Source organism: Chryseobacterium sp. PET-29, assembly GCF_025736815.1.
Classification (GTDB): Bacteria; Bacteroidota; Bacteroidia; order Flavobacteriales; family Weeksellaceae; genus Chryseobacterium; species Chryseobacterium nepalense.
On sequence record NZ_CP107053.1, the window covers coordinates 160,857 to 187,847 of the forward strand.

The 26,991-nt window shown below is 36.7% G+C and carries 25 protein-coding genes; 12 read left to right on the top strand and 13 right to left on the bottom strand.

Annotated elements, in window-relative coordinates; genetic code table 11:
- Nucleotides 1-18: 18 nt before the first annotated feature.
- The 3 genes from ODE14_RS00765 to ODE14_RS00775 are packed head-to-tail and all read right to left on the bottom strand — an operon-like array spanning nt 19 to nt 2,960.
- Nucleotides 19-1,062, bottom strand: coding sequence for an anhydro-N-acetylmuramic acid kinase (locus ODE14_RS00765; RefSeq protein ID WP_263602570.1), 1,044 nt, complete (start codon nt 1,060-1,062; stop codon nt 19-21).
- 4 nt (nt 1,063-1,066) lie between these two features.
- Nucleotides 1,067-1,660, bottom strand: coding sequence for an LPS export ABC transporter periplasmic protein LptC (gene lptC, locus ODE14_RS00770; protein WP_248394277.1), 594 nt, complete (start codon nt 1,658-1,660; stop codon nt 1,067-1,069).
- A 1-nt stretch (nt 1,661) separates the two neighbouring features.
- On the bottom strand, nt 1,662-2,960 hold the full coding sequence (locus tag ODE14_RS00775; RefSeq protein WP_248394276.1) for a hypothetical protein: 1,299 nt from the start codon (nt 2,958-2,960) through the stop codon (nt 1,662-1,664).
- A 256-nt stretch (nt 2,961-3,216) separates the two neighbouring features.
- Here ODE14_RS00775 and ODE14_RS00780 point away from each other — a divergent pair, with 256 nt between their 5' ends.
- The 7 genes from ODE14_RS00780 to ODE14_RS00810 all read left to right on the top strand — a co-directional run bounded on the left by ODE14_RS00780 (nt 3,217) and on the right by ODE14_RS00810 (nt 11,086).
- Complete coding sequence (locus ODE14_RS00780; protein ID WP_263602571.1) at nt 3,217-4,332, top strand: ATP-binding protein; 1,116 nt, start codon at nt 3,217-3,219, stop codon at nt 4,330-4,332.
- 60 nt (nt 4,333-4,392) lie between these two features.
- The gene (locus tag ODE14_RS00785; RefSeq protein ID WP_263602572.1) at nt 4,393-4,677 is read left to right on the top strand and encodes a hypothetical protein; all 285 of its coding nucleotides are present in this window, start codon (nt 4,393-4,395) and stop codon (nt 4,675-4,677) included.
- A 215-nt stretch (nt 4,678-4,892) separates the two neighbouring features.
- The gene (locus ODE14_RS00790; protein WP_248394272.1) at nt 4,893-5,519 is read left to right on the top strand and encodes a TetR/AcrR family transcriptional regulator; all 627 of its coding nucleotides are present in this window, start codon (nt 4,893-4,895) and stop codon (nt 5,517-5,519) included.
- A complete protein-coding gene (locus tag ODE14_RS00795; RefSeq protein WP_263602573.1) occupies nt 5,503-6,816 on the top strand; it encodes a TolC family protein in 1,314 nt (437 codons plus the stop codon). The genes ODE14_RS00790 and ODE14_RS00795 overlap by 17 nt, the downstream gene beginning before the upstream one ends.
- Nucleotides 6,817-6,835: 19 nt before the next feature.
- Nucleotides 6,836-7,939 carry an HlyD family secretion protein gene (locus ODE14_RS00800; protein ID WP_263602574.1) on the top strand — a complete coding sequence of 368 codons (1,104 nt, stop codon included), beginning with the start codon at nt 6,836-6,838 and terminating at the stop codon, nt 7,937-7,939.
- Nucleotides 7,940-8,504: 565 nt separating this feature from the next.
- On the top strand, nt 8,505-10,082 hold the full coding sequence (locus ODE14_RS00805; protein ID WP_263602575.1) for a DHA2 family efflux MFS transporter permease subunit: 1,578 nt from the start codon (nt 8,505-8,507) through the stop codon (nt 10,080-10,082).
- A 455-nt stretch (nt 10,083-10,537) separates the two neighbouring features.
- The gene (locus ODE14_RS00810) at nt 10,538-11,086 is read left to right on the top strand and encodes a DNA-3-methyladenine glycosylase I (protein WP_263602576.1); all 549 of its coding nucleotides are present in this window, start codon (nt 10,538-10,540) and stop codon (nt 11,084-11,086) included.
- Nucleotides 11,087-11,246: 160 nt separating this feature from the next.
- On the opposite strand, the gene ODE14_RS00815 is transcribed toward ODE14_RS00810, so the two are convergent.
- From ODE14_RS00815 to ODE14_RS00825, 3 genes are all read right to left on the bottom strand, one after another.
- Nucleotides 11,247-11,621, bottom strand: coding sequence for a glyoxalase (locus tag ODE14_RS00815; RefSeq protein WP_263602577.1), 375 nt, complete (start codon nt 11,619-11,621; stop codon nt 11,247-11,249).
- A 16-nt stretch (nt 11,622-11,637) separates the two neighbouring features.
- Nucleotides 11,638-13,224 (bottom strand): patatin-like phospholipase family protein, encoded by a 1,587-nt coding sequence (locus ODE14_RS00820; RefSeq protein ID WP_263602578.1) that lies wholly within the window; start codon nt 13,222-13,224, stop codon nt 11,638-11,640.
- Nucleotides 13,225-13,335: 111 nt separating this feature from the next.
- A complete protein-coding gene (locus ODE14_RS00825) occupies nt 13,336-14,235 on the bottom strand; it encodes a CorA family divalent cation transporter (RefSeq protein ID WP_248394256.1) in 900 nt (299 codons plus the stop codon).
- 73 nt (nt 14,236-14,308) lie between these two features.
- On the opposite strand from ODE14_RS00825, the gene ODE14_RS00830 reads away from it, so the two are divergent.
- Nucleotides 14,309-15,331 carry a 3-oxoacyl-ACP synthase III family protein gene (locus ODE14_RS00830; protein WP_248394254.1) on the top strand — a complete coding sequence of 341 codons (1,023 nt, stop codon included), beginning with the start codon at nt 14,309-14,311 and terminating at the stop codon, nt 15,329-15,331.
- 70 nt (nt 15,332-15,401) lie between these two features.
- Here ODE14_RS00830 and ODE14_RS00835 read toward each other — a convergent pair whose 3' ends face one another.
- The 6 genes from ODE14_RS00835 to ODE14_RS00860 form a co-directional block, all read right to left on the bottom strand.
- On the bottom strand, nt 15,402-16,562 hold the full coding sequence (locus tag ODE14_RS00835) for a thioredoxin family protein (RefSeq protein ID WP_248394252.1): 1,161 nt from the start codon (nt 16,560-16,562) through the stop codon (nt 15,402-15,404).
- Between the two features lie 193 nt (nt 16,563-16,755).
- Nucleotides 16,756-16,959 carry a hypothetical protein gene (locus ODE14_RS00840; RefSeq protein WP_248394250.1) on the bottom strand — a complete coding sequence of 68 codons (204 nt, stop codon included), beginning with the start codon at nt 16,957-16,959 and terminating at the stop codon, nt 16,756-16,758.
- Between the two features lie 260 nt (nt 16,960-17,219).
- Nucleotides 17,220-17,432: a cytochrome C551 gene (locus ODE14_RS00845; RefSeq protein ID WP_248394248.1), complete on the bottom strand. Its 213-nt coding sequence runs from the start codon at nt 17,430-17,432 to the stop codon at nt 17,220-17,222.
- A 169-nt stretch (nt 17,433-17,601) separates the two neighbouring features.
- On the bottom strand, nt 17,602-19,227 hold the full coding sequence (gene pruA / locus ODE14_RS00850; protein WP_263602579.1) for an L-glutamate gamma-semialdehyde dehydrogenase: 1,626 nt from the start codon (nt 19,225-19,227) through the stop codon (nt 17,602-17,604).
- A 162-nt stretch (nt 19,228-19,389) separates the two neighbouring features.
- Nucleotides 19,390-20,493 carry a DNA topoisomerase IB gene (locus ODE14_RS00855; protein ID WP_263602580.1) on the bottom strand — a complete coding sequence of 368 codons (1,104 nt, stop codon included), beginning with the start codon at nt 20,491-20,493 and terminating at the stop codon, nt 19,390-19,392.
- A gap of 204 nt (nt 20,494-20,697) precedes the next feature.
- Complete coding sequence (locus tag ODE14_RS00860; protein WP_263602581.1) at nt 20,698-21,135, bottom strand: DUF6526 family protein; 438 nt, start codon at nt 21,133-21,135, stop codon at nt 20,698-20,700.
- Nucleotides 21,136-21,320: 185 nt separating this feature from the next.
- Here ODE14_RS00860 and ODE14_RS00865 point away from each other — a divergent pair, with 185 nt between their 5' ends.
- Together ODE14_RS00865 and ODE14_RS00870 are read left to right on the top strand one after the other, a co-directional pair.
- A complete protein-coding gene (locus ODE14_RS00865; RefSeq protein WP_263602582.1) occupies nt 21,321-22,160 on the top strand; it encodes a GLPGLI family protein in 840 nt (279 codons plus the stop codon).
- A gap of 83 nt (nt 22,161-22,243) precedes the next feature.
- The gene (locus ODE14_RS00870) at nt 22,244-23,449 is read left to right on the top strand and encodes a hypothetical protein (RefSeq protein WP_263602583.1); all 1,206 of its coding nucleotides are present in this window, start codon (nt 22,244-22,246) and stop codon (nt 23,447-23,449) included.
- A gap of 135 nt (nt 23,450-23,584) precedes the next feature.
- On the opposite strand, the gene ODE14_RS00875 is transcribed toward ODE14_RS00870, so the two are convergent.
- Nucleotides 23,585-24,319 carry an SDR family NAD(P)-dependent oxidoreductase gene (locus ODE14_RS00875; RefSeq protein WP_263602584.1) on the bottom strand — a complete coding sequence of 245 codons (735 nt, stop codon included), beginning with the start codon at nt 24,317-24,319 and terminating at the stop codon, nt 23,585-23,587.
- A 396-nt stretch (nt 24,320-24,715) separates the two neighbouring features.
- Here ODE14_RS00875 and ODE14_RS00880 point away from each other — a divergent pair, with 396 nt between their 5' ends.
- Nucleotides 24,716-25,072, top strand: a complete 357-nt coding sequence (locus ODE14_RS00880; RefSeq protein WP_248394234.1) for a winged helix-turn-helix transcriptional regulator — start codon at nt 24,716-24,718, stop codon at nt 25,070-25,072.
- Between the two features lie 120 nt (nt 25,073-25,192).
- Entirely contained in the window at nt 25,193-26,962 is a 1,770-nt protein-coding gene (locus tag ODE14_RS00885) for an aminopeptidase P family protein (protein WP_263602585.1), read from the top strand.
- The last annotated feature ends 29 nt before the right edge of the window (nt 26,963-26,991 follow it).

The window sequence follows — 26,991 nt, forward strand, 5'->3', positions numbered from 1 at the left end:
CCGCAAACGGAGGTTTTTTTATGCAATAATTCCTGAACTGTGATCATTCGGGCTTCCCGTTGCGGAAGCAAGTACGTTAATTTCATTATTCAACCTTAAAATTCCCATCAAAGCAAAAATCAGGGCTTCTTTATAATCGATAATTTCTTTTTCAGGAATGATAATTTCAGCCTGTGTTTTATCCCGGATTTTTTCAATTAAATAGTGATTGTACGTTCCACCGCCTGTAAAAAGGACATTTTTAAGATGATTTTTATTAATCACCTCTGCAATCTGGTAAGCAGTATGTTCGGTAAATGTCGCTATAGCATCAATATGGTCCACGTTTTCAAATAATGGAAATATATTTTCATTACACCATTCAATTCCTAAAGATTTAGGATGGGGCTGATGGTAAAATTCTAATGAATTTAATGATGAAAGAAGGCTTGCATGAATAGTTCCTTTTTTTGCCAAATCTCCGTTTTCATCAAAATCTTTACCTAAATATTGAGCCAGTTTATTGAGAACAATATTTACTGGGGCAATATCAAAAGCAATTCTCCTGCCTTCAGACTGTAATGAAATATTGGAAAAACCTCCGAGATTAAGGCATGCATGATATTCAGAAAAAAGAAGCCTGTCACCAATTGGCACCAGTGGAGCTCCGTTACCACCCATTAATACATCCTGGCTCCGGAAATCATAAACAACAGGAATACCTGTTTCCAGCCTGATAGCACGGCCGTCACCGATCTGAAGGGTAAATTTTTTTTGAGGCTGATGATAAACCGTGTGGCCGTGAGAAGCAATAAGATCTATGTTTTTAAGCCCATGCTTTTCAATAAAGCTTTTTACGGTTTGTCCTAAAAAAAATCCGTATGCAGAGTGCAATTCCAGCAGTTTTTCTGCGGAAAGATCTATCGCATGCTTTAAGTCATTGTAAAGATTTTCAGAATAAGAAACCGTTTCAGCTTTTATAATTTTGAAACTCCAGGAATGAACTTTTTCAAATTTTACAAAACAAATATCCAGACCATCTAAACTCGTTCCGGACATCAGTCCTATCGCATGGAAAGTCATAATGCTATTTTTGTTTTTCAGATAGTTTGTCGGTAGTAAAATCTCCCGAATTCTGGTAAAAAACATATTCGGAAAAATCATCCTTAGCGGTCATTCCGTGTGCCCCGATCAGTGTTGATCCGTCTTTCATCGTTACATATACCGTATCACGGGTATAGATTCTTTTCTTTCGCTGATCCCAGAAAACGGTCTGCATGGCAAACCTTTCATTTTCATTCGTTGTAATTCTTACATCACCTCTGGCTTCGTAGAATTGCTTGTAATCGTAGAATTTTGCATATTTTGCTTTTATTGTTCCGGGTACTTTTGGCTTTTTTTTATCGAAAAAAAGAATATTCACTCCTTTTCTTGCCACGGTATACGGACTGTCGATAAGCTCATATTTTTCAATAATGGGAGCTTTGGCCCGCATCGTTACAAAACCGGAATCCCGCTGAATAATATTGGCGTTATTGATAATCTGTGAAGCAAAGTTTTTATTGTTTTTACCTTTGTTATTGGTAAGGTCTTCCTCACAGGATGTTACCATAAAAAATATAGCACAACTAAAAAGGTATGCTATATTTTTTTTATATGATATGTTTCTGAAGAACTTCATTTTAGTTGTATAGAGTCTTTCTGAACCACTTATCTGCAAAATTAAAACCAACTCTCAGGTTAATATAGTTTTGGTTGATGAGGTTATTTTTAAGTGTTCCTCTTTTTCCGACTTCAAGGCCCAGTTCAAGACCGCTCATCCTTGTGATGCTGCTGTTCTTAAATGGCAGAAGAACTCCTCCGGAAACCCCAAATTTATTGATATTTTGTCCAGCAATCTGTAAGCTTCCCTTTTCATAAAAAGCTCCGTAACGGTATACGATTCTGGAAAAATAACTTCTGAAGTTATTGTAATTAGGCAAATACCAACCTCCGGCAGAAATTCTGTAAGAATCCTGAAGATCCAAGGACTGTCCGAAATAAGCAATGCTTTCTCCCTTTTTATAATCTCCCTGAAGGGATAAGAACCATTTGTTTTCTTCTCCGTATCCTACTCCTAAAGAGGCTTGTAACGGCATAAGATTTTTAGAATCCGTACTTCTTTTCTCAATAATACTTTCATTGGCTTTTATAGTTTGCCCGGCATCAGAATAGAAATAAGTACTGTTTACATAATCAGTGGCCATGTTACTGGTATTACCAAAAGTAGTGGTTGCACCAATCGTAAGTTTTCTGTCGGTACTTGTATTTAGGTTCTGATAGCTTGCTCCCAGCGTAAAGTTAAAATTTTTGATGCTGTTTTTGGTTTCATAACCGTTAATAAGCTCTGCGCTGGCATAAGTAAGCTCATTCAGGTCATAAAGGTTACCAAAATAGTAGTTGGCTCTGGCTCCAACGGCAAATTTATCATTAACTTTATAGCCTAATGCAATCTGAGCGGTATTTAATGTTCCGCTTCCTTTAAATCTGTTGGCTCTTTTATCGTATACTACACCATTTTCGTCTGTAATGTCATCGATATGAACAATTTCATAGCTCTTGGAACTGTAAGGCTGATAAGAAAGCCCCATTTTCAGTTTCGGAGATAATGGAAAAGCCAGGGAAATATTGGATAAATACGTAGAATGTTTGGTAGACTTCGTATTGTTATAATCTGTTTTAAAGTAATTGTTTTCGTTGGTAGCTTCCAGCTTAATACTTGTAAGCTCGAAATTAGCATTGTTTGCAGGGTTTGCAAAGTTGAAATTACTGGTAAAATCGCTTATAAAAGCTGTAGATATACCTCCCATTGAGGAAGTTTCGATCGTATTATCATATTTAATATCCCCGATTCCGTAGGTCGCATAAGGTGAATTACTCAGATTCTGCGCGTTTAGGAAGTATCCGACTGATATTAATGATAGTACAAAGATTTTTTTCATTCTTTATTTTTAAAACAATGCGCAAATATCTTAAATATTAATGAATTGTAAAAATTATAAGAGGTTAAAGTTTGTTAAGGACGATTAATAGACATAATTATGATGAATGGTCAATCGTGAATTCGCTGTGCTTATGATTTTTGTAGATTATTTATATATACATGATAAAAATTCAGAATTGATTTACGACGCAAAATTCGCTTACGAAGTAAAAAATTCACATTCTACAAATTACAAATTTCTTTATCTTTGAGCCATGAATTGGGAGAACATTGCCGGACAGGAAAATCTGAAAAAACTTCTGAGAGAAAGTATTGCCGAAAACAGAGTGAGCCATGCCCAGCTTTTTGTAGGGAAAGAGGGGTACGGAACCTTGCCCATGGCTTTGGCATATGCAAAAGAAATTTTAAGCAGTGAAAATGAACATGCTGCTTCAAAAGTAGAACATCTCAACCACCTTGATCTTCATTTCAGCTTTCCGGTTTTTACCGATAACAGAAATTCTTTAAGCAAAAACAAATTTGAAGAATTCCGGGAGATGATTATCAATTCTCCGTATTCGAGCTATGATGACTGGACTGCCTTTCTGGAATCAGAAAATAAGCAGCTTTTTATTTCTGCCGATGAAGTTGATGACCAAAACCAGAAATTTTCGTTAAAAAGTTTTGAAGGAGGAACCAAAATCCTCATCGTTTGGCGTGCCGATAAAATGAACATTGCAGCAGCCAACAAATTCCTGAAGTTTTTAGAAGAACCTCCTGCAAAAACCGTTATTATTCTTACCGCAGAAAGTACCAACGATATTCTTCCTACCATTCTTTCCAGAACCCAGATTGTGGAAGTTCCGAGAATCAACAATGAAGATCTCGAAGCATATCTGAAAAAGAATTTCAATATTTCTCAGGATAAAACAGGAGAGATTATCCATCAGGCACAAGGAGATCTTAATGCTGCTCTGAAGCTGATGCAATCGGGGAATAAAAGTGATGAATTTGAAAAGCTTTTTATTCAGTGGGTGAGGGACGCTTTTATGGTTAAGAAAAAACCGGAGTTCCTGAAAAGCATTATTTTGTGGGCAAGGGAAATTGCCGGCTGGAACCGGGAAAAGCAAAAAAACTTCCTCAATTACTGTTCAGAAATTTTCAGGCTTGCCATGTTGCAGAATTACCAGTCGGAAGATCTGGTTTATAAAAAAATTGATGCCAATGGATTCAACTGGCTCGGGTTTTCAAAATTCATCAGCGGAGCCAATATCGAAAGCATTCTTGAAGAAATCAGTACTGCCGATCTCCATCTCACCAGAAACGGAAACCCGAAAATCGTGTGGACCGATCTGGGAATAAAATTATCACGCTATATTCATAAAGGTTAATAGGAAATTGTAAATAATTATCTCTCACAGCAACTATTACTACAGCGGTAAGATGTAAAAATGGAAAAATATTTAATATACTTACAAACAGTTTTAGCATTAATAACATTTTTATTATTATTCAGAAAAAAGAAAAAGCATAATGAAATAGATAAGAATAATAGATGGTTTAAGATAATCATGATAATTATTGTAGTTTTTTCTCTACTGTTAATTATATTTTTAATTTTAAATAATTCTATTGTTATCGATGAATCAACAAAATATATTGACTATTTCAGATATTTCATATTAACAATATGGATAATAATATTGCTAATAATGCTCTTTAAAAAAGACAAATAAAAAGAATTGGCCTCAGATCTGAGGTCGGTAAAAGGATAAAATAGTCCGTTTCACTATTGTGAGACGGACTATTTATTTATCCTAAACAAGTCTAAATTCAACATGTTAGATTAACCAATATTAAAAATAAATTAAATTTAACATAAAAATCAATCAATCGTTTGATTTATTAAAAAACGGTTGTACATTTGCACCATCAAAATGAGGACATAAGAATGATTTCAAAAGAAGAAAATATACTGTTTGCTGCCGAGAAGCTTTTCGCTGAAAAAGGATTCGAGGGAACTTCCATCCGGGAGATTGCCAAAGCAGCCAATGTGAATATTTCGATGATCTCCTATTATTTCGGTTCAAAAGAAAAGCTGTACGAAAAACTTGTGGAATACAGGATGAATGAAGGACAGTTTTTTTCAAAAGATATTCTGGAAAGAACCGATATTAATGATTGGGAGAAAATAGAAAAGATTGTAGACCAGTTTGCAGGAAAAGTAAGACATCAGAAATGTTTCTATAGAATCATGCAGAGAGAGCAGCTGCATACGCAGAATCCTCATATTGTGGATTTCCTGAAACAGACAAAAATGGGATTTATTTCCATGTATTCAAAAATATTGGAAAGCGGGCTGAAGAAAGGAATTTTTACAAAAAATCCGCCAATTTATCTTCTCCATTCCACCGTAAGCGGGACTTTATTTTATGCATCCAATGCAAAGGAAATGTACAAAGAATTCCTGAATAATACGGATGAAGAAGAAATTTTTGACGATACATATTACACAGAGCTTAATACACATATAAAATACTTATTAAAAGACCTTCTAGGGTATGAAGAAAATAAATAACTCAGTTGTTGCACTGGCATTATTCATAGGAATTGCACAGGCAAATGCACAGGAGAAAAGAACACTCACTCTTGATGAAGCTGTGCAGTTGGGTATTCAGAACAGCAAAAATCTGAAGATTGATGCCGCTAAGATCGAAGAGGCCACGGCAGACCTTCTGGAAGCAAAAAACAGACAGTTACCGGAGCTGAAAGTTTCCGGAAGCTATATGTACCTTCCGCTAAAACCTAATATCAACATCAAACTTCCGGGAGTTTCCGGAGATGGTGGTCCTGAAGTACATCAGGTGGCTTACGGATCTGCCAACCTCAGCGTTCCTATCTACAATGGAGGAAGAATAAAATATGGTATCGAATCTGCAAAATATCTGGTGGAAGCGTCAAAATTAAGCACTGAAAATGATAAAGTAGCCATTGCCTACAATGTTGCACAGGCTTACAATAATCTTTTCAAGGCCAATCAGTCGATTAAAGTATTAGAAGAAAATCTTTCTGCCTCTCAAAAAAGGGATGAAACTTTCCTTAAAATGGAAAACAATGGCCTTATCGCAAGAAATGACAGGTTAAAAGCCAATCTTCAGACCTCAAACATAGAACTGCAGCTCCTTGAAGCCAAAAATAATTACAATATCGCCAATATCAACATGGATCTTTTGCTCGGTATTCCGGAAACAACGGAAATTGAAGTGGATGAAAACTATATTGAAGAAGGAGAGGACATAAGAACAGTAGATTATTATATCAACACGGCAAGAGAAAACCGTAAAGATCTTCAGGCGCTGGATAAGCAGAGACAGGCTGCAGCATTGGGAACGAAGGCGGCAAAAGCGGAAAATCTTCCTTCTATTGCTTTTACAGGCGGATATGTTGCGGCGGATATTCCTAAGTTTTTAACGATTTATAATGCAGTGAATGTCGGAGTCGGGATTTCCTATAATTTATCAAATCTCTGGAAAGAAAACTCTTCACTGAAACAGTCCAGAGCAAGAGAAATGCAGCTTACAGCCACCAATGAGTTATTAAATGATAACATCAAACTGGATGTCAACAGAGAATATCAGAACACAGATTATTCCAAAAAAAGAATCGCGGTATTTGAAAAATCTGCTGAACAGGCGAATGAAAACTACAGAATAACAAAAAATAAATACGACAACGGTCTTGCCACGATGACCGAACTTCTTGATGCTGATGCAGCCCAGATTGCAGCCAATGTAGGCGTTATCAATGCAAAGGCAGATGCGGCACTGGCTTACAGAAAACTATTACAAACTACAGGAACTTTAACAACAAAATAAATTAAGAGCGATACCGAAAATGGAAAATAATACTACACAAGTAACCGAAACTAAAAAGAAAAAAAGTTTAGTATTCCCTATTATCTTAGCAGTTGTTTTAATCGGCGGCGGAATCTATGGATACAGAACTTATTCATACGGACAGGTGCACGAAGAGACAGATGATGCACAGATTGCTTCCAACATGGCTCCCGTAATCTCAAAAATTTCTGGATATGTAGCGGAAGTAAAAGTAAAGGATAACCAGTTCGTAAAAAAAGGGGATACTCTGGTTATTTTGGATAACAGAGATCAGAAAATGGTGCTTGAACAGGCAGAAGCAGCTTTGGCTACAGCAAAAAGTAATATTTCAAATGCGCAGGCATCCACTACAGCCACCTCTAAAAATATTGGCTCTTCTCAGGCCGCGGTTACTACAGCCAATGCACAGATTGAAGCTGCAAAAGTAAACGTCTGGAAAACTACCCAGGATCTAAAAAGATACGCAAATCTTGTAAAAGACCATTCTATTACAGAACAGCAATACGAGCAGGCTTTGGCAGCAAAACAAACTGCGGACAAACAGTTGCAGGTACTCATCGATCAGAGAAACCAGATTGCACAGCAAACCAATATCGCTTCTTCCCAGACAGCAGCAAGCTCCCAGCAGATCAGCGTGGCAGGTTCTGTTGCCAAACAAAGAGAAGTGGATGTGGAAAATGCAAGATTAAATCTTTCTTATACGGTAATTGTAGCTCCTGAAAACGGATATGTGGGTAAAGTTCCTATTCAGGCCGGACAGTATTTACAGGCCGGATCACAGTTGTTTGCTTTGGTTAAAAATGATCAGAAATGGGTAGTGGCCAACTTCAAAGAAACCCAGGTTGATAAAATGGTAGAAGGGCAGAAAGTGAAAATTGAAATTGATGCCTTCCCGGACAGGGAATTTGAAGGGGTAGTAAGCTCTTTCTCTCCAGCCACCGGTGCTACATTCTCTATCCTTCCTCCGGATAATGCAAGCGGTAACTTCGTAAAAGTGGTGCAGAGGCTTCCTGTAAAAATTGATTTTGTAAATCTTGATAAAGATGTTGCCAAAAGATTAAGAACGGGAATGAACGTAAAAGCAGAAGTTTCACTGAAATAAAAATATAAAGTGGATTGTCAATAATCGCGGAGGCAGCCGGAACGGAAAGATATGAAGACGCTGCCGATCACAATGAAGAAAGTATATGTAGAGGTGATCGACTATGATGCAGAAATTAAAGCGAAGGCGATAATGACGACAGGCAATTGACAATTCACTTTTCAAAAAATAATATAAGAGAATTGTCAATGTATGCAAGAGCAGTTGGTGATGAGGAAGATAGAAGAGGTTTGATCATCATGCTGGTGAAAGTTTGAAGATGAAAATCAGCCACCTTGTGGAAATGTAAATCAGGCTGATGATGAAGTGGCACTGTATGAAGACGAAGATCAACATGAATGTTGAAATGAAGCTGTACACCAGACAACAATGAAGAAGATTATTGACAATTCACTTTTTAAATTAAGATTTTTTGGGATTCAGAATTATGTTTAATGAAGGATGTTTTTTTTTCATTAAACCGGAAATTAATAATAAAGAATAAAGTTAGTTCGTTAAAACTTGTTCTGATTTCAATAAAGTTTCTGGATCTCATAATCTCTTTTTTAATACTATTAAAACAAACATGCAAGATTCATTAGTAGAATATGGAGCCCGAAGAGTAATCATCACGATTACAGCTATTCTTTGTGCTTTGCTTGAAATTGTGGACTCCACGATTGTAAATGTAGCCCTCAACGAGATGAAGGGTAACCTCGGAGCCACACTTTCTGAGGTAGGATGGGTCATTACGGCATATGCGATCGGGAACGTGATCATTGTACCGATGACGAGCTGGCTTTCGCAGCAGTTCGGACGAAGAAATTACTTTGCGGCATCCATTATTATATTTACCGTATTCTCATTCCTGTGCGGAAATGCCACCAACATTTGGGAACTGGTATTCTTCAGGCTGATGCAGGGAATTGGAGGAGGCGCTTTGCTGGTAACTTCACAAACCATCATCACGGAATCTTATCCCATCGAAAAAAGAAGTATGGCACAGGCCATTTACGGTCTGGGAGTAATTATCGGTCCTACACTGGGACCACCGCTTGGAGGGTATATTGTAGATAACTTCAGCTGGCCTTATATTTTTTATATCAATATTCCAATCGGGATTGCAGCAACTTTAATGACCCTGCAGTTTGTAAGAAGTCCGAAATATGCCGAAAAAAGAAAAGTTTCGGATGTCGACTGGATCGGGATCGCTCTCTTGGCTGTTACCGTTGGGTCGTTACAGTATATTTTGGAAAGAGGGCATGAAGAAGACTGGTTTGCAAGCGGATGGATTGTACTCTTTACCGTATCAGCAGTTTTAGGGTTTATACTATTCCTCTGGCGGGAACTTACCTTCAAATATCCTATTGTAGAATTAAGGGTTTTGAAAAACAGCAACCTAAGGATCGGTACAGTCATGTCCTTTGTACTAGGATTCGGTTTATATGGCTCTACCTTTATCGTTCCGTTGTATACACAAAGTATTTTGGGCTGGACGGCACTTCAATCAGGAGCATTAATGATTCCTGCAGCACTTACCACCGCTTTTATGATGCCGATCATCGGAAGGTTATTATCGAAAGGGGCGAAACAGCAGATTTTGGTTTCTTTAGGATTATTCATCTTCTTTGTCTACAGTTTCTGGGGATACAAAATATTAACGCCAGATACAAGTAAAGACGCCTTTTTCTGGATGCTGATTGTAAGAGGAGCCGGTCTGGGATTATTATTTATCCCGATTACATCGCTCTCTCTAAGTACACTGAAAGGACAGGAAATCGGGCAGGGAGCAGCTTTTACCGGGATGATGAGGCAGCTCGGAGGATCATTCGGGATTGCAGCGATAACGACTTTCATTGCCAATGCCGGACAAAAATACAGACTGAACCTGATTTCGCATCTTGATGAAAATGATTTTGCTGTTCAGCAACGACTCCAGGCTTTAAAAGGAAGTTTCATGGCAAAAGGAATGACGCCTGATGCCGCCATGAATGCCGCCTACAAAATGCTTGATCTTTCAGTAACAAAACAGGCTACGGTCCTTTCCTATATGGATGTATTCCTCTATCTGGGTGTGATTTTCCTAATCTGTATTCCATTTATTCTTTTCATTAAAGAAAGAAAAAGCAAACAGAAGATTGATCTGAGTGAAGCCATGCATTAAGTATATACCTTATAAAAACCTCCTTCGCGGAGGTTTTTTCATATCCGGCCGGGTTTTGCAGCGGTATATTGTCGGTTATAATGAGATCCTCTGCATTGTTTACAGTACGGAAGCTTATTTCACCCCGAAAGATCTCCGGCAGATACCTCTGTTCACGTTCCGGATAGGTATTTATATATTTAAGACATATGATTTGACGTCTTATGTGTATAATTATATATCTTATATGTATATATATTAATCTAAAACGCATCTCTATATATTTTATGCGTATATCTATAATATTAAAGCGTATAAATATAACAGTTAGGCGTATAACAATATATCTTAAGCGTATTCCAATTTGTGTTGAAAGGTTTGAAGTGATAAATAACGTCTCCTGACATGCATCTGTCACAGTCAGGTTGTATATTTACAGAGTAAATAGAATTTTAACCAAACGAAATTATTTGTAAATGAGTTATTGCGCAGCCATAGACAGAATGCAGCCCGAAAGCAGGAAGGAACTGCATAAAAAATATCACGACAACCATTACGGTTTCCCGATACATGATGACAATGAATTGTTCGGAAGACTGGTGATGGAAATTAACCAGGCGGGATTGAGCTGGGAAACGATCCTGAAAAAAGAAGAAGGCTTCAGGAAGGCGTATGATAATTTTAATATTCAAAAAGTAGCGGCATATACAGAAGAAGATCGTGAAAAACTCTTGAATGACCCCGGAATTATCCGAAATAAATTAAAGGTCAATGCCGCGATAGAAAACGCAAAAACCATTATCGAATTGCAAAAAGAATTTGGTTCATTTGAAAATTGGCTGGAATATCATCACCCGAAAACACTGCCGGAATGGATGAAGCTTTTCAAGAAAACCTTCAAATTTACAGGTGGTGAAATTGTGAATGAATTTTTGATGAGTATCGGATATTTAAAAGGTTCTCACACGGAAGAATGTCCGGTTTATGAAAAAGTACTACAGCAAAATCCGAAGTGGCTGGAATGAGAATTTAACTTCTTCATAAAACCTTAATGGTTTAAATAAATGTTTGCGTAACGTCGTTTCGAGTAGCTTTTGAAAAAAGCATATCGAGAAATTAAAGCACCAATCCGAGGTTCTCGATACATTTTTCTCCGCTGCGCTGCGAAAAACACTCGAACTGACGTTACATCAATTTCATTTGACTTTTCAGCCGCTCGGTGAGCATCTTCATAATTCTTTTGTTAAAAACATTCTTGTCTGAAATATAGGTTTTCATCTCATCAGCAGTAAACATTCCGATGGTCATTCCGATGAAAATATTTCTCAATGCGTGATCCTTCCGGAGACTCTGTTCAATGAAATTTATTTTCTTATCTGTTGTTAAAGAATTAAAATCTGGTATTTTAGACCCCGCATAATCCTGAAACAGCATAAGATAAATTTCATTCTGTAATTTCAGGATCGGTCGTAAAGTTTGATTCTGAAATACTTCAATTGGGCCTGTATCGTCTGATGCTGGAATTGATAAGCTTTCTCTAAGGTCTGTTTTGTCTGGCATTTTTTTATTTTTAATATTACCCCACCGTTTTTGTATCCTCTTCCTTCAGAATCTTTTTTTCTTTCATGGAAAGCATCATGCGTTCGCATTTGTAGGTGTTCCAGTCGAAATTGCTTAGAAAATCGAGGGCAGCCTGAAAACCGCGGTTAAAAAGCTCTTCTTTTTCCTCCTTTTTCATAAAGAAATTCAGCCAGCTGCTGCTTCCGCAGTTCACGGTCTGGATGCTGAACAGATGATAGAACGTATGTTTGGTAAGAAATGTTTTATCATTAAACCCTTTTAAAGTGCTGATGATATTTCCGGAATAGGTGAGGGGAGATTTCAGTACCTCTGCTGCCGTTTTTCCTTTTTCTGAAAGAAGATCAGAATCGCTGGTAAGCTGTACTCCGAATAAAGGCATTCTCGGATAAAAAATATCTGAGGAATGGAAAAGGTCAATCGGGAAATTGGAAATACTTCCGCCATCAATGAAAACACCGGCAGGATTAATATTTTCCGGGGTAGTATTCATCCAGAATTTCCAGGCATATTTTACAGAATCATCATTTTTATTGATTGCTTTCTGCATCGGCTCAAAAAAGAAAGGGACCGACATGGAAGCCCGTACAAACTCTGCCGGACTGATGTGCTTCAGTTCCTCTTCAGACCAGTATAGATTAGCCATTGTAGGAAGTTCCACCTTTATTTTAGCGTTAATGTCGGTAGTGATCACAATATATTCCGATTTCAGGAGATAAAAAGGATCTTTTTTATAGTATTCATTGTTTACCGTACTGTCATAGAAAATTTTATACCGGATCTTATCGATATGCTCCTGATTATTAATCCTGATCTCCTCAATGCTTTCCAGTGCTTTGTTATAATACTGCATTTCATTTCCGTAACGGTAGCTGAGGTTAAGATTTTTTCCTGTTTTGACAAACTTTTCATTAAGATCAGCCACTGTTTTAATATCAAATTTATTTAATGCGTCTTTCATGGCCGTTAAAAAAGTATTTCCGGGATTCAGTCCCGAATTCCTTTTTTTCAGATCAGAATAAAGTTTTAATAAAAATAAAACTCCCATAATTACTAAAAACATGGGAATTGAAAAAAGGATTTTTGTCTGCCATATTTTGTCTGTTGGAAATACAAATGCCAGTATCCCGAAAAAGAGAAGAGTTCCTATAGCAAGAAAGGCATTGATCTTCAGGAAATTTTTATTGTTCAGCATCGAATGGATCGTTTTTCTTACATAAGGTTTCCCATCCATAAAATCGGCAAAGTTCCAGTTGAACAGAATATTTTTAATGTCTTCGCTTTTGGCATCTTCCTTAGTTTTGCATGCGGCAATCAGTATTGTGTTGATGGCTCCTGCGCTTGTACCTGCAATTTTAAGAAAACGGATTCCGAAGATTTCAAGTCCATAAATATAACCTACGAGAGCACTTCCCCAGACACCGCCTCCTTCCTGTACAAATTCTACATATTGATTTCCCCCGGCATCTAAAAGATCAGAAAATTCCTTAGCCGAAATACGGTCGTGCAATGCAGCCAGCCTTTTTTTGGATTCTTTTGAAAGAAGATCTTCTTCCAATATTTTTTTCAGGATTTCAGGTTTCATGGTGTTTGTGATTGGGTTGGTTTAAAGTATGCTACTTTCGCAGATGATGTTAAAATTAGTAATAATCGAAATATCTTCGCTCCGTATTTTCACGATAACTACAACTGTAAATTACCACTGCTTTCTTCTTGCATAGATGAAGGTACAGATCACCACCAAAGCCATCAGTCCGAGTGTGAAAAAATAGCCGTGCTTGGTGTGGAGTTCGGGCATATTGTCAAAGTTCATTCCGTAAACCCCTGCAATAAATGTGATGGGTAAAAAATAAACCGAATAAATGGCCAGTACTTTCATGACCTGGTTGGCTTTCTGGTCAGACAGAGCCAGAAACATAGAGATCAGGTTGGTAATCTGAATATTGAGATGCTCAAAATCTGCCACCACATCTTTATGTTTATCTTTCAAATCATATGTTTCCGAATCCTGAAGGTCTAAGAGCTTAAATTTATCAATAGCATCGGCTGAAATGGTGAGAACCCTGGAATTAAGGCCCGATTTTCTTTTGAGTTTGTATAATCTTTTAATCTGATTCGTATGATTGGTATTTTTAAGGAAAATTTCACTTTCGATATTATCCATGGTTTCAAACAGGCTTACGGATTCATCATCAAAACTTTTCATGATAAGCAGTGCAATTTTCAGTGCAATCTGATCCGAAGTAGCTTCTGCTGTAAGTGCGGAAAGTTGTTTCCTTGTTTCGGAAAGACTTTTGGTTTTAAGACGGTGAACCGTTATGATCGTCCTGCCGAGCAGGAAAATCCCGATTTTGGTGCTGATGTCACTGATGGTGTTGAGATTTTTACGTTCCAGTTCTGTACTTTCCCGCAACAGGAAAAATTTCACGTCGCCATCTTCTTCGTATTTTGGGAGGTGATTAGGGTCCTGTGTATCTTCAAGCAGGAGGTTGTTGATCTCATATCTTTCATGTAAAAATTTCAGGTCCTCCGCAGACGGAGCTTCCACATCTACCCATTCGCACTGGGAGTCTCTGTAAATAGTCTCAATTGGCATATAGTAAAAATAGTAATATTTTGAAAAACTATGTGTTAAATAAGTTTTATCTTTACCAAAATTAAAAAACTATATGATTAAAAGTACAATAAAGGGAATCGGATTCCATGTTCCGGATAACATTGTTACGAATGATGATCTAGCAAAATTAATGACGACCAATGATGAATGGATTACAGAAAGAACCGGCATAAAAGAAAGGAGACACAGAGAAAACAGAAATGATTCCCAGGAAACCACTGCTTATCTTGGTTTCAAAGCCTCTGAAAAGGCGATCGCTAATGCAGGGCTTACTTCAAAAGATATTGACTATATTGTTTTTGCCACGCTTTCTCCGGATTATTATTTTCCTGGATGTGGTGTTTTGCTGCAGGAAATGCTGGGGTGTGATACCATCGGAGCGTTGGATGTAAGAAATCAGTGTTCCGGATTTGTATATGCAATGAGTGTTGCCAATGCTTTTATTAAAGCGGGAAATTATAAAAATATTCTGGTGGTAGGAGCCGAAATACACTCTTTCGGACTTGATTTTTCGGATGAAGGAAGAGGAGTTTCCGTAATTTTCGGTGATGGAGCAGGAGCGGTTGTACTTTCTGCATCGGAAGATGAAAATGCTGGTGATATTTTAGCCGTGAATATGCATTCTGAAGGGAAATTTGCCGATGAACTCTGCACACAGTTTCCGGGATCGAAATTCGGGTGGAGCGACAGAATGAGAAAGGAACCGGAAAATGTTACCAATAAGGAAGTGTATCCGATCATGAACGGAAATTTTGTTTTTAAACATGCGGTAACAAGATTTCCTGAAACCATGCAGGAAGCACTTGACAAAGCCGGAAAGACAATTGATGATCTGGACATGTTTATTCCGCACCAGGCTAATCTGAGAATTGCTCAGTTTGTACAGCAGAAATTCGGACTTCCGGATGAGAAGATCCATAATAATATCCAGAAATACGGAAATACTACTGCGGCCTCAATTCCTATTGCTTTAAGCGAAGCGATTGAAGAAGGAAAGATCAAAAGAGGTGATTTGGTACTTCTTTCTGCTTTCGGAAGCGGCTTTACGTGGGGAAGTGTTTTGTTTGAATATTAAGAAGAAATGGAAGTATAAAAAACGGCGCGGAAAATTTATTTTCCGCGCCGTTTTTATATGTTTAAATTTATTAAAGACTGTTCAGTAATTTTTCAGTGTCAGTATAATCTTCACCTGATTTTTTTGCGAGCTCGATAGACTTTTCAGCCCAAAGCCTTGCATTTTTCTTGTCTCCTATCTTATTATAAAGATTGGCTAAGGTATCAGTATTGGCATAATTTTCATTTTTCTTTACGGATTCCTGCGCCCAAGTCACTGCTTTTGCAAGGGATGTCTTATTGGTTACATTTTCAAAGAAATTCCAGGCAATAGAATTCAGTTCTTCTGATGAAGAAGCTGATGGATCTTTGTACAGTTCAATAGTTGTTTTTTCGTAGGTGTCAATATCCTTATCTTTAAGAGCTCTGCTGGCTTTTGCTCTTTTCAGGATTCGTTCGGCTTCGTCTTTTGTTAAAAACTTCTGGGTTTCTGCCATGAATGAGTTGTCGTTCCATTTTTTTGTATCAGCGTTATACGCTTTTCTGATGGCGGTATTTACTTTTATATTTTTATCAAAAGCTTCATATCTTTCTGCAGGAAGAATTTTGGTAATCTCCGCTTTTTTAGCTACAAACGTTTTGTATAATGGACTTTCCGTACTTTGCGTTGCAGAAAGCAGCATTTGTACGTCATCTCTGTCAAACTCGGGCTTTTCGCTGAAATACCGGTCCAGTACTCTTGCTGCAAATTCAGCATCATTGTACATGGTAAGTCCGGCAAGATTTTTCAGGAATTCGGGATCTTTTTCTCCGTTTTCGAATTTCTGTTTTAAAGCAATCAGTCTTTTATTGGGATCTCCTGCATCTTTTGCAAACTGGATGAAATCATTCTCTTCAACATATCCCAGTGTTCTATGTACTACTTCACCGTTTCCGTCTACGAAAAGATAGGTAGGAAATGCTTTTACATTGTATTTTTTGGCAAGTTCTATTCCTTCCCCTTTTTCCATATCGATTTTTGCATTCACAAAATGGGAGTTGTAATAGTCGCCTACGCTTTTCTGTGGAAAAACATTTTTCACCATAAGCTTACAAGGGCCACACCATGAAGCATACGCATCGATAAATATCAGTTTATTTTCTTTTTTCGCTTTTGCGAGAATGGTGCTGAAGTTGGAGTCTTCAAATTTAATTCCCTGTGCAAAAGCCAGTGCTCCTATGAAAAGAGCTGAGAATATTGTTAATTTTTTCATAATACTTTTTATTGATTGCAAATGTAATAATTATGTTAACAAATCAGTCTGTAATACATAAAAATTGTTACAGCATTTCTTGGATTATTTTCTTTGGTTAAGGTTAAGTTTTTTAAGTGATCTTACTATTAAAATAGGTTTATTACAGTAAGTTTTTTTTAATGAAAAATCCGCAGAATTTTCTGCGGATATATTATTTTGTAGATGATGAATCCGATTTCGTTTTTACAGTGTTTGCAGAATCCATTTCGGAATTTGCAGCGGCACTTTCACCCATGCTGTTTCTCATATATTCTTTGTTTCTTTCTTCTTTGAACTCCTCTCGGTCTTCTTTTTTTTGTGCGCAGCTTCCTAAAAACAGTATTGCAAAAACTGCTGCTGTAAATAATTTTGTCATAGAAATATTTTTAATGTTTAAGTATAATCAAATATAGTTATTAAAGATAAAAGATAAAAGATAAAAGATAAAAGATAAAAGATAAAAGATAAAAGATAAAAGATAAAAGATAGTTTGATAATAGACCGTTGAAATTTTAAATTCGAAATCTTCTTAAATCTTAATGTTAAATTGAAAAAGGTGTCACAAAAATGGCTTTAAATTTAAACAAGAAATCCCCAGAATTATCTGAGGACTGTTCATTGCAAGTTAAACTATTATTATTTAACAGTAGTTGCTGAATCCATTTTCATTGCTGAGCTGTCAGGAGTGGTTGTCGTAGTAGACATCGTATCCGTTGTAGCAGGAGTCATACTCTGTGTGGTATTGTCTACTGCTGTTGAATCGGTACTGCTGTTTGACATTGAAGATTCCTTTGTTCCGCAACTTACTGCTATTACTCCTAGTGCTGCGATTAACATTAATTTTTTCATAATACTTTATTTTTTTGGTATTGGAATTAGAGCTAGCAATAATTATTCCGAAATCAGAATGAATTGTATTTTAATAAAAAAATTAATATTAATTAATAAAAAAGCTCCGGAATATATCCGAAGCTGTATCTATTGATGATGCAATTATGCATTACTCATTACTCATGATCTATCCTAAATACGGATATTTGTAATCTTTTGGAGAAATGAAGGTTTCTTTTACTGATCTTACGGATGTCCATCTCAATAAGTTCATTTTCGAACCTGCTTTATCATTTGTTCCGGAAGCTCTGCCGCCACCAAAAGGCTGCTGGCCAACAACAGCACCGGTTGGTTTGTCGTTGATATAGAAGTTTCCGGAAGCATTTTCCAATGCTTTAAATGCTTCATTAATCGCATATCTGTCTTGTGCAAAAACAGAACCGGTTAATGAATAAGGAGAAGAAGAGTCAACAAGCTCCAGTGTTTCAGCCCATTTGGCATCTTCATAAACAAACACGGATAAGATAGGTCCGAAGATTTCTTCCACCATACTTTCGTATTGAGGGTTTGTTGTTTCGATCACTGTAGGATGTACAAACCATCCTTTAGCATTATCACATGTTCCTCCGATCACTACGTTTGCTTCGTTTGAAGAATTGGCTCTGTCAATATATCCTTTACATTTTTCAAAAGAATTTTTATCAATTACCGCATTTACAAAGTTGGAAGGATCTTCAGGAGAACCAATTTTAATAGAATTGATTTGATTTTCCATTACTTTTTTCACATCAGCCCAAAGTGACTGAGGAATATACGCCCTGGATGCTGCGGAACATTTCTGTCCCTGATATTCGAAAGCTCCTCTCACCAAAGCCGTTGCTACAGCTTCAATATTCGCTGAAGGGTGAGCAATGACAAAGTCTTTTCCGCCGGTCTCACCAACGATTCTTGGGTATGTTCTGTAATTATGAATATTGTCCCCGATCATTTTCCACATTCCCTGGAAAACTTTGGTAGAACCTGTAAAGTGAAGTCCTGCAAAATCTCTGTGCGCCAATACTTTTTCTGCGGTTTCTTTTCCGTCTGTGAAAATCATGTTAATTACTCCGGCAGGAAGGCCTGCTTCAGTTAAAACATCCATGATTACTTTTGCGGAATAGATCTGTTTATCAGACGGTTTCCAAACAACTACGTTTCCAAGCATTGCCATACACGTTGGTAAATTTCCTGAAATAGCTGTAAAGTTAAAAGGAGTTACCGCAAAACAAAATCCTTCTAATGGTCTGTATTCTACTCTGTTCCAGATTCCTGCATCGGAAACCGGCTGCTCAGAATACATTTCTGTCATGAACTCTACGTTAAATCTTAAAAAGTCGATAAATTCGCAAGCAGCATCAATTTCAGCCTGATGAACATTCTTAGACTGCCCGATCATGGTTGCAGCGTTGATAACGTCTCTGTAAGGTCCTGCTAAAAGATCAGCAGCTTTTAAGAAAATTGCTGCACGATGTTCCCAGCCCAGTTCGTTCCATTGTTTTTTTGCAGCCAGTGCTGCATTAATTGCATCGTCAACATGCTGCATGGTTCCTCTGTGATAAAATCCAAAGTCATGGGCATGATCCTGAGGTGACTGAAGCTGAACCTTATCGTCGGTTTTTACTTCTTTACCATTGATGATCATTGGGATTTCTATCTTTTCAGCCCACATTTTTTTATATTGAGCGATAAGGCTTTTTACTTCCGGAGTTCCCGGTGCGTAAGAATTTACCGGTTCATTTACCGCAAATGGTACTTGCGAAATTGCTTTAGACATATAGTTGTATATTTTTTATTTGCTAATGATACAAATTTACAACATTTATTCGGGTGGATTATAATATGTGAATGGTCAATTTTGCTTTGCAAGTGAATGGTGAATTTTTCAGGCATGATTAATATTGACAAGCGCTACTGATTGACAATTCACCATTCACCATCACATCTTTTCGTTTTCCAGAATTTTTAAAACCAGCTTTTCTTCATGGGTAAGTCCGGCTTTACCATCATTCTTTTCAATTTGTTCGAGTTCATCAAGGTATTTTTTGATGGTATTATTTTCGTATAAATTAATAACTAATGGATGAACATAATATTTCCGACAGACAGTACTTGTATTTCCGAGATGTGAAGCGACCATTTCAAGTGCTTCTTTTACTTTTTTCTTATATTCTGTGTGGGTTTCTGCGTATCCAATCTCTTTAAATGCGATTAATGCACTTACCGTTCCCGACCAAGTTCTGAAATCCTTTGCTGTAAAATCCTCACCGCTTATTTCTTTAATATAATCATTGACCATACCGGAATCTACAGTATGGCGGTTGCCTTCATCATCAATATATTGGAATAATTCTTTACCGGGAATATCTTTGCATTTCTGAATTAATTTTGAAAGTCGTCTGCTTTTAAGATCAATGTCATGCATGACGCCTTTTTTTCCTTTAAAATGAAAGGAAATCTTCTGTCCCTGGACTTTTACATGTTTTCCTTTCAAGGTAGTGAGTCCAAAAGAACCGTACAGTTTTTCGTAAGCATTATTTCCGATCCTGATATTGGTTTTTTGCATCAGGCTCACAATTAATGCGAGAATCTTTCTTTTGTCGAAATTTCTTAATGCTAAATCTTTTTCTACCTGAAGTCGGATATCGGGCAATGCATACCCAAACTGCAGCATCCTGTAAAACTTTGTATGGTTTCGAAGGGCGCTCCATAAAGGATGATAGCGATACTGTTTTCTTTTCTTTACATCAAATCCTGTGGCCTGAAGATGACCGTTATCAAGCGCGCAGATCCATACGTTTTCCCAAGCCGGAGGGATTACCAGCTTGTTGATTCTTGAAATTTCATCTTTATCCCTGATTTTTTCGCCGTCTTTATAATAAGAATATTTTTTTCCGCTTTTTTTTCGGGTAATACCGGCTGTCTCTGCATCGGAGGTATAAATAAGATGTACCGCCTTTGCAGATGCCACCGGATCTTTCATAATTTTGACAATCTTTGCAGGCTTCAGATGGGAAATGATTTCTAAGTCTGAATTTTCCATAAAATCTGGTTAAGAGTTCCTACCCCTTGAAAATAGCCATAAGATAATAGCTATTACGCCAACTACTAATATGATTCCCCACCACATTCCTGCTTTGAAGATTGTTTCTACTGCTTCGCAGCTTGTAAGTGTCAGTAATGTTAATATCGCAAAACTGTAAAAGCTCCATTTTTTCATGATAATATTATTTTAGTGTTTATTATTTCAGACTCTTTGGTGATCAGGTCTCCATTTTGTTATGGATTTTTTAATCTCATTACCTTTTATTTTTTCTTTTAGTGCTTTCTCAAGAAATATCTTAAATTCATCATCGTAAGCAAAACGTAATGCAGCAATTTGCCCGAATGTAAGTTTTTCCTCAACGTCATCAGATCTCAATCCAAAAATTTCAAAGTATCTCTGCCTGAATTCAAGCCTCACAATACGATTCTGAAGAACCAATGCATAATGCTGGCGGATCATAATGGCTAAATAAAAAATCAGAAAAACAATTAACGAAAACAAAATCCATGAAAGTTGGTTTTGTTCATCACTGAAAATCTTATATATTCCGATTCCTTCTAAAATGATTAATAGCGGAAGAAAAACGAAATGATGAGGAGCATAAAATCGTACGTGATTTTTATAATTCTGACTTTCCATTTCACGTATATTGCAATAATCTTTCCAAAATCTTTAATTTCTGATCTGAACTTAATTTTGAGACTAGGAAATAGTGAATTAAGAGTTAATATGTTGTTCAATAAGTGCTTTTAGTGAAATCTGAAATTAATTCTGGTGTATAATACTATATTTAAGTATATTAACACTTTAAATATCTGTATAAAATGATCAGGAAAATAATATTTATATTCACTATTTTGATTTCACTGTTGAGTTTTAGTCAAAAATATAATTTTACTTATCAGTACACCTTTAAGCCCGACTCATTACATTTAGAGAAAACAGAAACCGAACTAATGGGGCTGTTTATCGATAAAAACGGATCCACTTATTTCAGCCTGGCAAAAGTAAAAAGAGATTCTGCAATCGCGCAGAACATGAATTCAGATGGAATGCCCTCAAACAGGCCCGTTTCATTAAATACCTTTCCACAAGAAAAAGTTCGTGGCATAATTCAAAAGGACTGGCGATCCAATGAAGTAATATCTTACCTGTCTGTGAACACTGATCGATTTAAAATCATTCAGCAGATTACCTTCAATTGGCACATCGAAACAGAAACTGCCCTGATACAAGGTAAGAAATGCCAACTGGCAACGGTAGAATATAAAGGCAGAAACTATAACGCTTGGTTTACTAACGAAATTCCTATTTCTGAAGGTCCATATAAATTTGGCGGACTTCCGGGATTGATCGTCAAGATCGAAGACACAAAAAAACAACATATCTGGGAATTAAAAGGAATTGAAAAGTTCAGACATATAAAACTTAATTTGTCTGCCTATATTCCTGTGACGGAAAGCCAATATAAAAAAGCCGTTGAAGATTACATCAGAGATCCGATGAACAGAATGAGAGAGCTTAAGCGAAGATATGGAATTACCAGTTTTACTTCAACTTCACCTGATGGGACTTCATACTCAGATGCTGAATATGAAAAAATGAAAACTAAGAAAATACAGGAGAGTTTTAAGGAAAACAATAATTCCATAGAGCTTTATTAAACATTTTAGAATTATCTCAGGATTTGATTAATTACGTTTTATTTAAAAAAAATCCGTATTTTAAAGAATATATTATTGCAATTATGGACAAACAATTAAAAAAATTTCTAATCAAATCTGTTATTGTTTTAAGCGTAATACATTTGGGCTATTTTATCTATGGATATTTCAAGTTTGATGGGATCAATAAAATCGATATATATACAGAGTTTTACAGATTCAAATTCTACGATGATGTTTCTATTTCCCACTTTTTTATTACCAGTTTATTTCTGTTTTGCTTTCTTGTTTTGTTATTGAGGAATCATTCCAAAAAGAAATATAATGTCGCTAATACTGTAAAAATTGGCGCTTCTTTATTACTGATTTCCTTTCTCTCGCTGACTTTTTTCATAAGCTACAGTTTTGGGTTAAATGCCAAAATGAGGCAGGAGCTTCCTGAAAAGGATTTTAATAAAGACAAAACTTTGCTGAATGTATTATACCCATTTTTGTACAATTATACTTCCTATAGTTCTGATAAATTATTCAATCCGGAAAATATTTTATATCCTAAACCTTATCCGGTGATCGCGGAAAAAGATACCATTTATTATGAGCCGGACAATCGAGAAAATTATTCCGTTGAAACAAACTATTACAGTATAGACACGTTGAAAATACTAAGTTCTGATTATAAAAATATAAGTTCTAAAGTAATTTCAGGAATGGCTGATCTGGGACTTGAACCTAAAGAGTTTTCAAAAAGAATTATTTCTAAAAAAGCGATCGGAGACAGTACGGAGATTGTATTCAAAGGTAATGAGGTCGATCCGGAGTATGATGAAGATATCTGTATCTTTTTGGAAAATAAGATTTTATATATTCCGGTCCATAACGTTTCTGAAGCTAAGCAACAATATCAAAATGCCGTAGCGAGATATAAATTGCTTTACAAATATAATCAGGATTCAATGCTTCATTCGTTCCAGCGTCTGGACACTTTGTTTAAGAAGTATAAGATAGAATCACAGATCGTTCCCAAAGATTTGAGTCATGATGTCTTTTATTTCCGTGATCACAACCGGGAACCTCTTAATGAGATTAGGAATACTTTTGATCGGGCTAGGTTGAAAGAAAGATTTATTACACTTGAACGCCTGTTTTATAAACCTAATTATCTTCATCCGTCAATACAGATTATTTTTATGATTGTCGTCCTGAGTGTTTGGATCGGTCTATTTATGCTGTATCTGATCTGGAATTATATGAAAACAAGAAATCATCAATTATCTACAGAAAATAAATAAAGCAAAACAACAATCTGGAAATCGTGCATCGCAATAAACTTTTTGTGAATTAAAATTTATTGAAAAAAGCGTTGTTAAGTTTCATATCAAAGACTTAACAACGCCGAACGCAAAAGCGAAATAAATTTTAAAATATTATCTGCGGATCGTTACTCCTCCATCAACCGACAGGTATGAACCTGAAATATAAGAAGCCTCGCTTGAAGCAAAGAAAACAATAGCATTTGCTATTTCTTCCGCTTCCCCGATTCGTTTCAGCGGAACCGCTGCAGCGATAGCATTTTTAATATCTTCCGGCGTCTGTTGATTCATGGGAGTATCCGTTAATCCGGGAGCAACGGTATTTACCCTAATTTTTCGGTCTGCCAATTCTATGGCTGCGGTACGTGCGATGGCGTCAACTGCACTTTTTGTTGCAGCGTAAGCTCCCATTTGTGCATATCCGCTCACTGAAACTCCGGACGAAATAAGAATAACAGAAGCTCCTTCTGCTAAATGAGGAATTAATTTTTGCAATGTGAAGAACAGTCCTTTCACATTGATGTTGAACAGATCATCAAACACTTCTTCTGTTGTTTCTTCTATTGAAAATTGTTTTGCGATTCCTGCGTTTAAAACAAGCACATCAATTTTGTTTCCGCTTTCTGAAACTTTCTGCTCCAATGCTGCAATGTCTGCCAATTTAGAAATATCAGAAGCTAAGGTTTTAAATTTCGGACTGTTAATTGTTACTGATGCTTTATCTAAACTGTCAGTATTTCTCCCTGTTACCAGAACGTTTGCTTCTTTGGCAATAAACTTTTTTGCGGTCGCTAATCCAATTCCTGCACTTCCGCCGGTAATGATTACATTTTTATCTGTGAAATTCATTTTTTAAATTTTAAATGATGAAAATTAATTTTTACTCCAAGAGCCTGTTTTTAAGTTTTTATAACGCAAAATTTTAATTCAACTTTACCTATTTCTTTTTAGAAAGCAAAGACAAATAAAATTTGCTTTGCGAAGCTTGAAAATACAGCTTCATCCAATTAACCTGTTAATTCTTCTATGCTCACTTAAATGACTAAGTCTTCAAATAAAATCTTTGAGTCAAAAAAATAAATGATGATTTTGTAGCATTTAATCAAATTTAAATAGGCTCTAAGACTTTTGAATTTATTTGTTTTGAGATCGATTTCTTTAACGATGCAAATTTAGAACTAATAAATTTATTTTAGTAACTTTGTAACTAAAAGTAATAGTAACTTTTGAGTAACAAGGTAACTTATGGAGGAAATAAAATGTTCGGATAACGACACCAACAAAAAACAGATTATGGCTGTTCATGATGCAATGGACGTGTTGAATGGCAAATGGAAAATCTCAATAATTTCGTCAGTGTGCTATTACAACAAACGGCGTTTTTCTGATATTTTGAACGATGTGAAAGGTATTTCCAATAAAATGCTCAGTAAAGAACTGAAAGAATTGGAAATGAATCAACTCGTAAAACGGACAGTACTTGATACGCAACCTGTAACCGTACAATATCAGCTGACAGAGTACGGTTTGACTTTAAAAAAAATTATCGATACATTGGCCGATTGGGGAACTGAACACAGGAAAGTAATCGTTGGAAAGTGAAAAAAGGTGATGACCTTACTTAAGGTTACCTAAATTATTAAGATGGTATTTATTTGAGAGTTAATCCTGCCAGATAACCTTTAAATTCGTAACTTCACATCTTTAAAAATTATTCAAGAAATGACTTCAAAGGAAAAAATAGCTGCACTTCGCGGAGAAATGCAGGAAAATAATGTTGATGCATTTATCGTATATTCTGCAGATCCGCATATGAGTGAATATTTACCTGAAGAATGGCAGGAAAGGGCCTGGCTGTCAGGTTTTTTGGGATCTGCCGGTTTCGTGGTGGTTACCAAAGATAAAGCAGGATTGTGGACGGACGGAAGATATTTTACCCAAGCTGCAATAGAGTTGGAAGGATCAGGAATTGATCTTTTCAAAGAGGGAATGGAAGGAACACCGAACTATATCGACTGGATTATTTCTGAAATTCCTGCAGAAGGAAGGGTAGGGGTCAATGCATTGGCAACATCCCATGCCAATTGGGAACTGCTTACAGAAAAGTTGAATGCTAAAAATATTATGTTAGTGGATCTTCCGTTATTGGACAATGTCTGGAAAGAAAGGGGTACGCCTTCTAAAAACCCGATCTTTGTTCATCCTGTTGAAAGAGCCGGAAAATCGGTTGTTGAAAAAATTGCAGCCATCCGACAAAAAATGGAATCAATGGAAGCAACGGTACATGTTATTTCAAGTCTTGACGATGTGGCCTGGACCCTGAATCTAAGAGGAAGCGATGTGCAAAGCAATCCGGTTTTCCTTGGATATATCGTTATTACGAAAAATGATGCAAAATTGTTCACCGATCTTGAAAAGCTTGAAGTGGAAGCCAGAAAACAGATGGATGAAGCCTGGGTGAAAATGATGCCTTATGAAGAATTTTATAATTGTCTGAAAGAATTTAAAGATGAAAAAGTATTGGTTTCCCCAAACAGCAACCAGTCTATTTTTGAAGCATTAAAATCTGAAAATAACATGATCAAGGCTCCGGTTCCGGGTAATTTAATGAAAGCCCAGAAAAACGACACGGAACTTGAAGGCTTCAGAAAAGTAATGGTAAGAGATGGTGTTGCCATGGTGAAATTTCTGTACTGGCTTAACCATAATGCAGGAAAAGAGCCGATGACGGAATATTCTATCGGGGAAAAGCTGCGTGGCTTCCGTGCTGAAGGAGAAAATTTTGTAGGAGAAAGTTTCGGAAGTATTGTAGGATATAAAGATAACGGCGCCATCATGCACTATTCTGCAAAGAGTGAAGGCAGCAAAGAGGTAACCAATGATGCGAGCATTCTGGTGGATTCCGGAGGCCAATATCTTGAAGGAACTACTGATATTACAAGAACTTTCGCATTGGGAGCTGTTTCCGATGAGTTTAAAAGAAATTCAACGCTTGTTTTGCAGGGAATGATCCGTCTTTCGATGGTGAAATTTCCTAAAGGAACGAAAGGTGTTCAGCTTGATGCGATAGCAAGACTTCCGTTGTGGATGCATGGAAAAGATTTTAACCACGGAACGGGGCATGGAGTGGGAAGTTTTATGAACGTTCACGAAGGTCCCCAGAATATCCGAAAAGATATGAATCCGCAGGAACTGTTACCGGGAATGGTATGCTCTAATGAACCTGGCTACTATGTGGAAGGGGAGTACGGCATCCGTCACGAAAATCTGATCGCAGTAAGGGAATCTGAAACAACAGATTCGGGAACTTTCTACGAGTTTGAAACGTTAACGTTCTGTCCGTTCTTTAAAGATACGATTGTAAAAGAAATTCTTTCTGAAGAGGAAATTACATGGCTTAATGCCTATCATCAAACCTGCACTGAAAAATTAGGACCTCATCTGGAAGGAGAGGTGAAAGAGTGGTTCAATGAATTGGTAAGTCCGCTTTAATAGTAGTATTGATTTCAGAAGTATAAGAA

Bases quoted from the DNA above. Each gene is read 5' to 3' on its own strand.
- ODE14_RS00800 (WP_263602574.1), top strand. From the start codon at position 6,836: ATGGAAAATAATACTACACAAGTAACCGAAACTAAAAAGAAAAAAAGT.
- ODE14_RS00765 (WP_263602570.1), bottom strand. From the start codon at position 1,062: ATGACTTTCCATGCGATAGGACTGATGTCCGGAACGAGTTTAGATGGT.
- ODE14_RS00885 (WP_263602585.1), top strand. From the start codon at position 25,193: ATGACTTCAAAGGAAAAAATAGCTGCACTTCGCGGAGAAATGCAGGAA.
- ODE14_RS00825 (WP_248394256.1), bottom strand. From the start codon at position 14,235: ATGCCAATTGAGACTATTTACAGAGACTCCCAGTGCGAATGGGTAGAT.
- ODE14_RS00860 (WP_263602581.1), bottom strand. From the start codon at position 21,135: ATGGAAAGTCAGAATTATAAAAATCACGTACGATTTTATGCTCCTCAT.
- ODE14_RS00805 (WP_263602575.1), top strand. From the start codon at position 8,505: ATGCAAGATTCATTAGTAGAATATGGAGCCCGAAGAGTAATCATCACG.
- ODE14_RS00820 (WP_263602578.1), bottom strand. From the start codon at position 13,224: ATGAAACCTGAAATCCTGAAAAAAATATTGGAAGAAGATCTTCTTTCA.
- ODE14_RS00830 (WP_248394254.1), top strand. From the start codon at position 14,309: ATGATTAAAAGTACAATAAAGGGAATCGGATTCCATGTTCCGGATAAC.
- ODE14_RS00840 (WP_248394250.1), bottom strand. From the start codon at position 16,959: ATGACAAAATTATTTACAGCAGCAGTTTTTGCAATACTGTTTTTAGGA.
- pruA (WP_263602579.1), bottom strand. From the start codon at position 19,227: ATGTCTAAAGCAATTTCGCAAGTACCATTTGCGGTAAATGAACCGGTA.
- ODE14_RS00775 (WP_248394276.1), bottom strand. From the start codon at position 2,960: ATGAAAAAAATCTTTGTACTATCATTAATATCAGTCGGATACTTCCTA.
- ODE14_RS00790 (WP_248394272.1), top strand. From the start codon at position 4,893: ATGATTTCAAAAGAAGAAAATATACTGTTTGCTGCCGAGAAGCTTTTC.
- ODE14_RS00780 (WP_263602571.1), top strand. From the start codon at position 3,217: ATGAATTGGGAGAACATTGCCGGACAGGAAAATCTGAAAAAACTTCTG.
- ODE14_RS00875 (WP_263602584.1), bottom strand. From the start codon at position 24,319: ATGAATTTCACAGATAAAAATGTAATCATTACCGGCGGAAGTGCAGGA.
- ODE14_RS00795 (WP_263602573.1), top strand. From the start codon at position 5,503: ATGAAGAAAATAAATAACTCAGTTGTTGCACTGGCATTATTCATAGGA.
- ODE14_RS00870 (WP_263602583.1), top strand. From the start codon at position 22,244: ATGGACAAACAATTAAAAAAATTTCTAATCAAATCTGTTATTGTTTTA.
- ODE14_RS00855 (WP_263602580.1), bottom strand. From the start codon at position 20,493: ATGGAAAATTCAGACTTAGAAATCATTTCCCATCTGAAGCCTGCAAAG.
- ODE14_RS00835 (WP_248394252.1), bottom strand. From the start codon at position 16,562: ATGAAAAAATTAACAATATTCTCAGCTCTTTTCATAGGAGCACTGGCT.
- ODE14_RS00880 (WP_248394234.1), top strand. From the start codon at position 24,716: ATGGAGGAAATAAAATGTTCGGATAACGACACCAACAAAAAACAGATT.
- ODE14_RS00785 (WP_263602572.1), top strand. From the start codon at position 4,393: ATGGAAAAATATTTAATATACTTACAAACAGTTTTAGCATTAATAACA.
- ODE14_RS00810 (WP_263602576.1), top strand. From the start codon at position 10,538: ATGAGTTATTGCGCAGCCATAGACAGAATGCAGCCCGAAAGCAGGAAG.
- ODE14_RS00815 (WP_263602577.1), bottom strand. From the start codon at position 11,621: ATGCCAGACAAAACAGACCTTAGAGAAAGCTTATCAATTCCAGCATCA.
- ODE14_RS00865 (WP_263602582.1), top strand. From the start codon at position 21,321: ATGATCAGGAAAATAATATTTATATTCACTATTTTGATTTCACTGTTG.
- ODE14_RS00845 (WP_248394248.1), bottom strand. From the start codon at position 17,432: ATGAAAAAATTAATGTTAATCGCAGCACTAGGAGTAATAGCAGTAAGT.
- lptC (WP_248394277.1), bottom strand. From the start codon at position 1,660: ATGAAGTTCTTCAGAAACATATCATATAAAAAAAATATAGCATACCTT.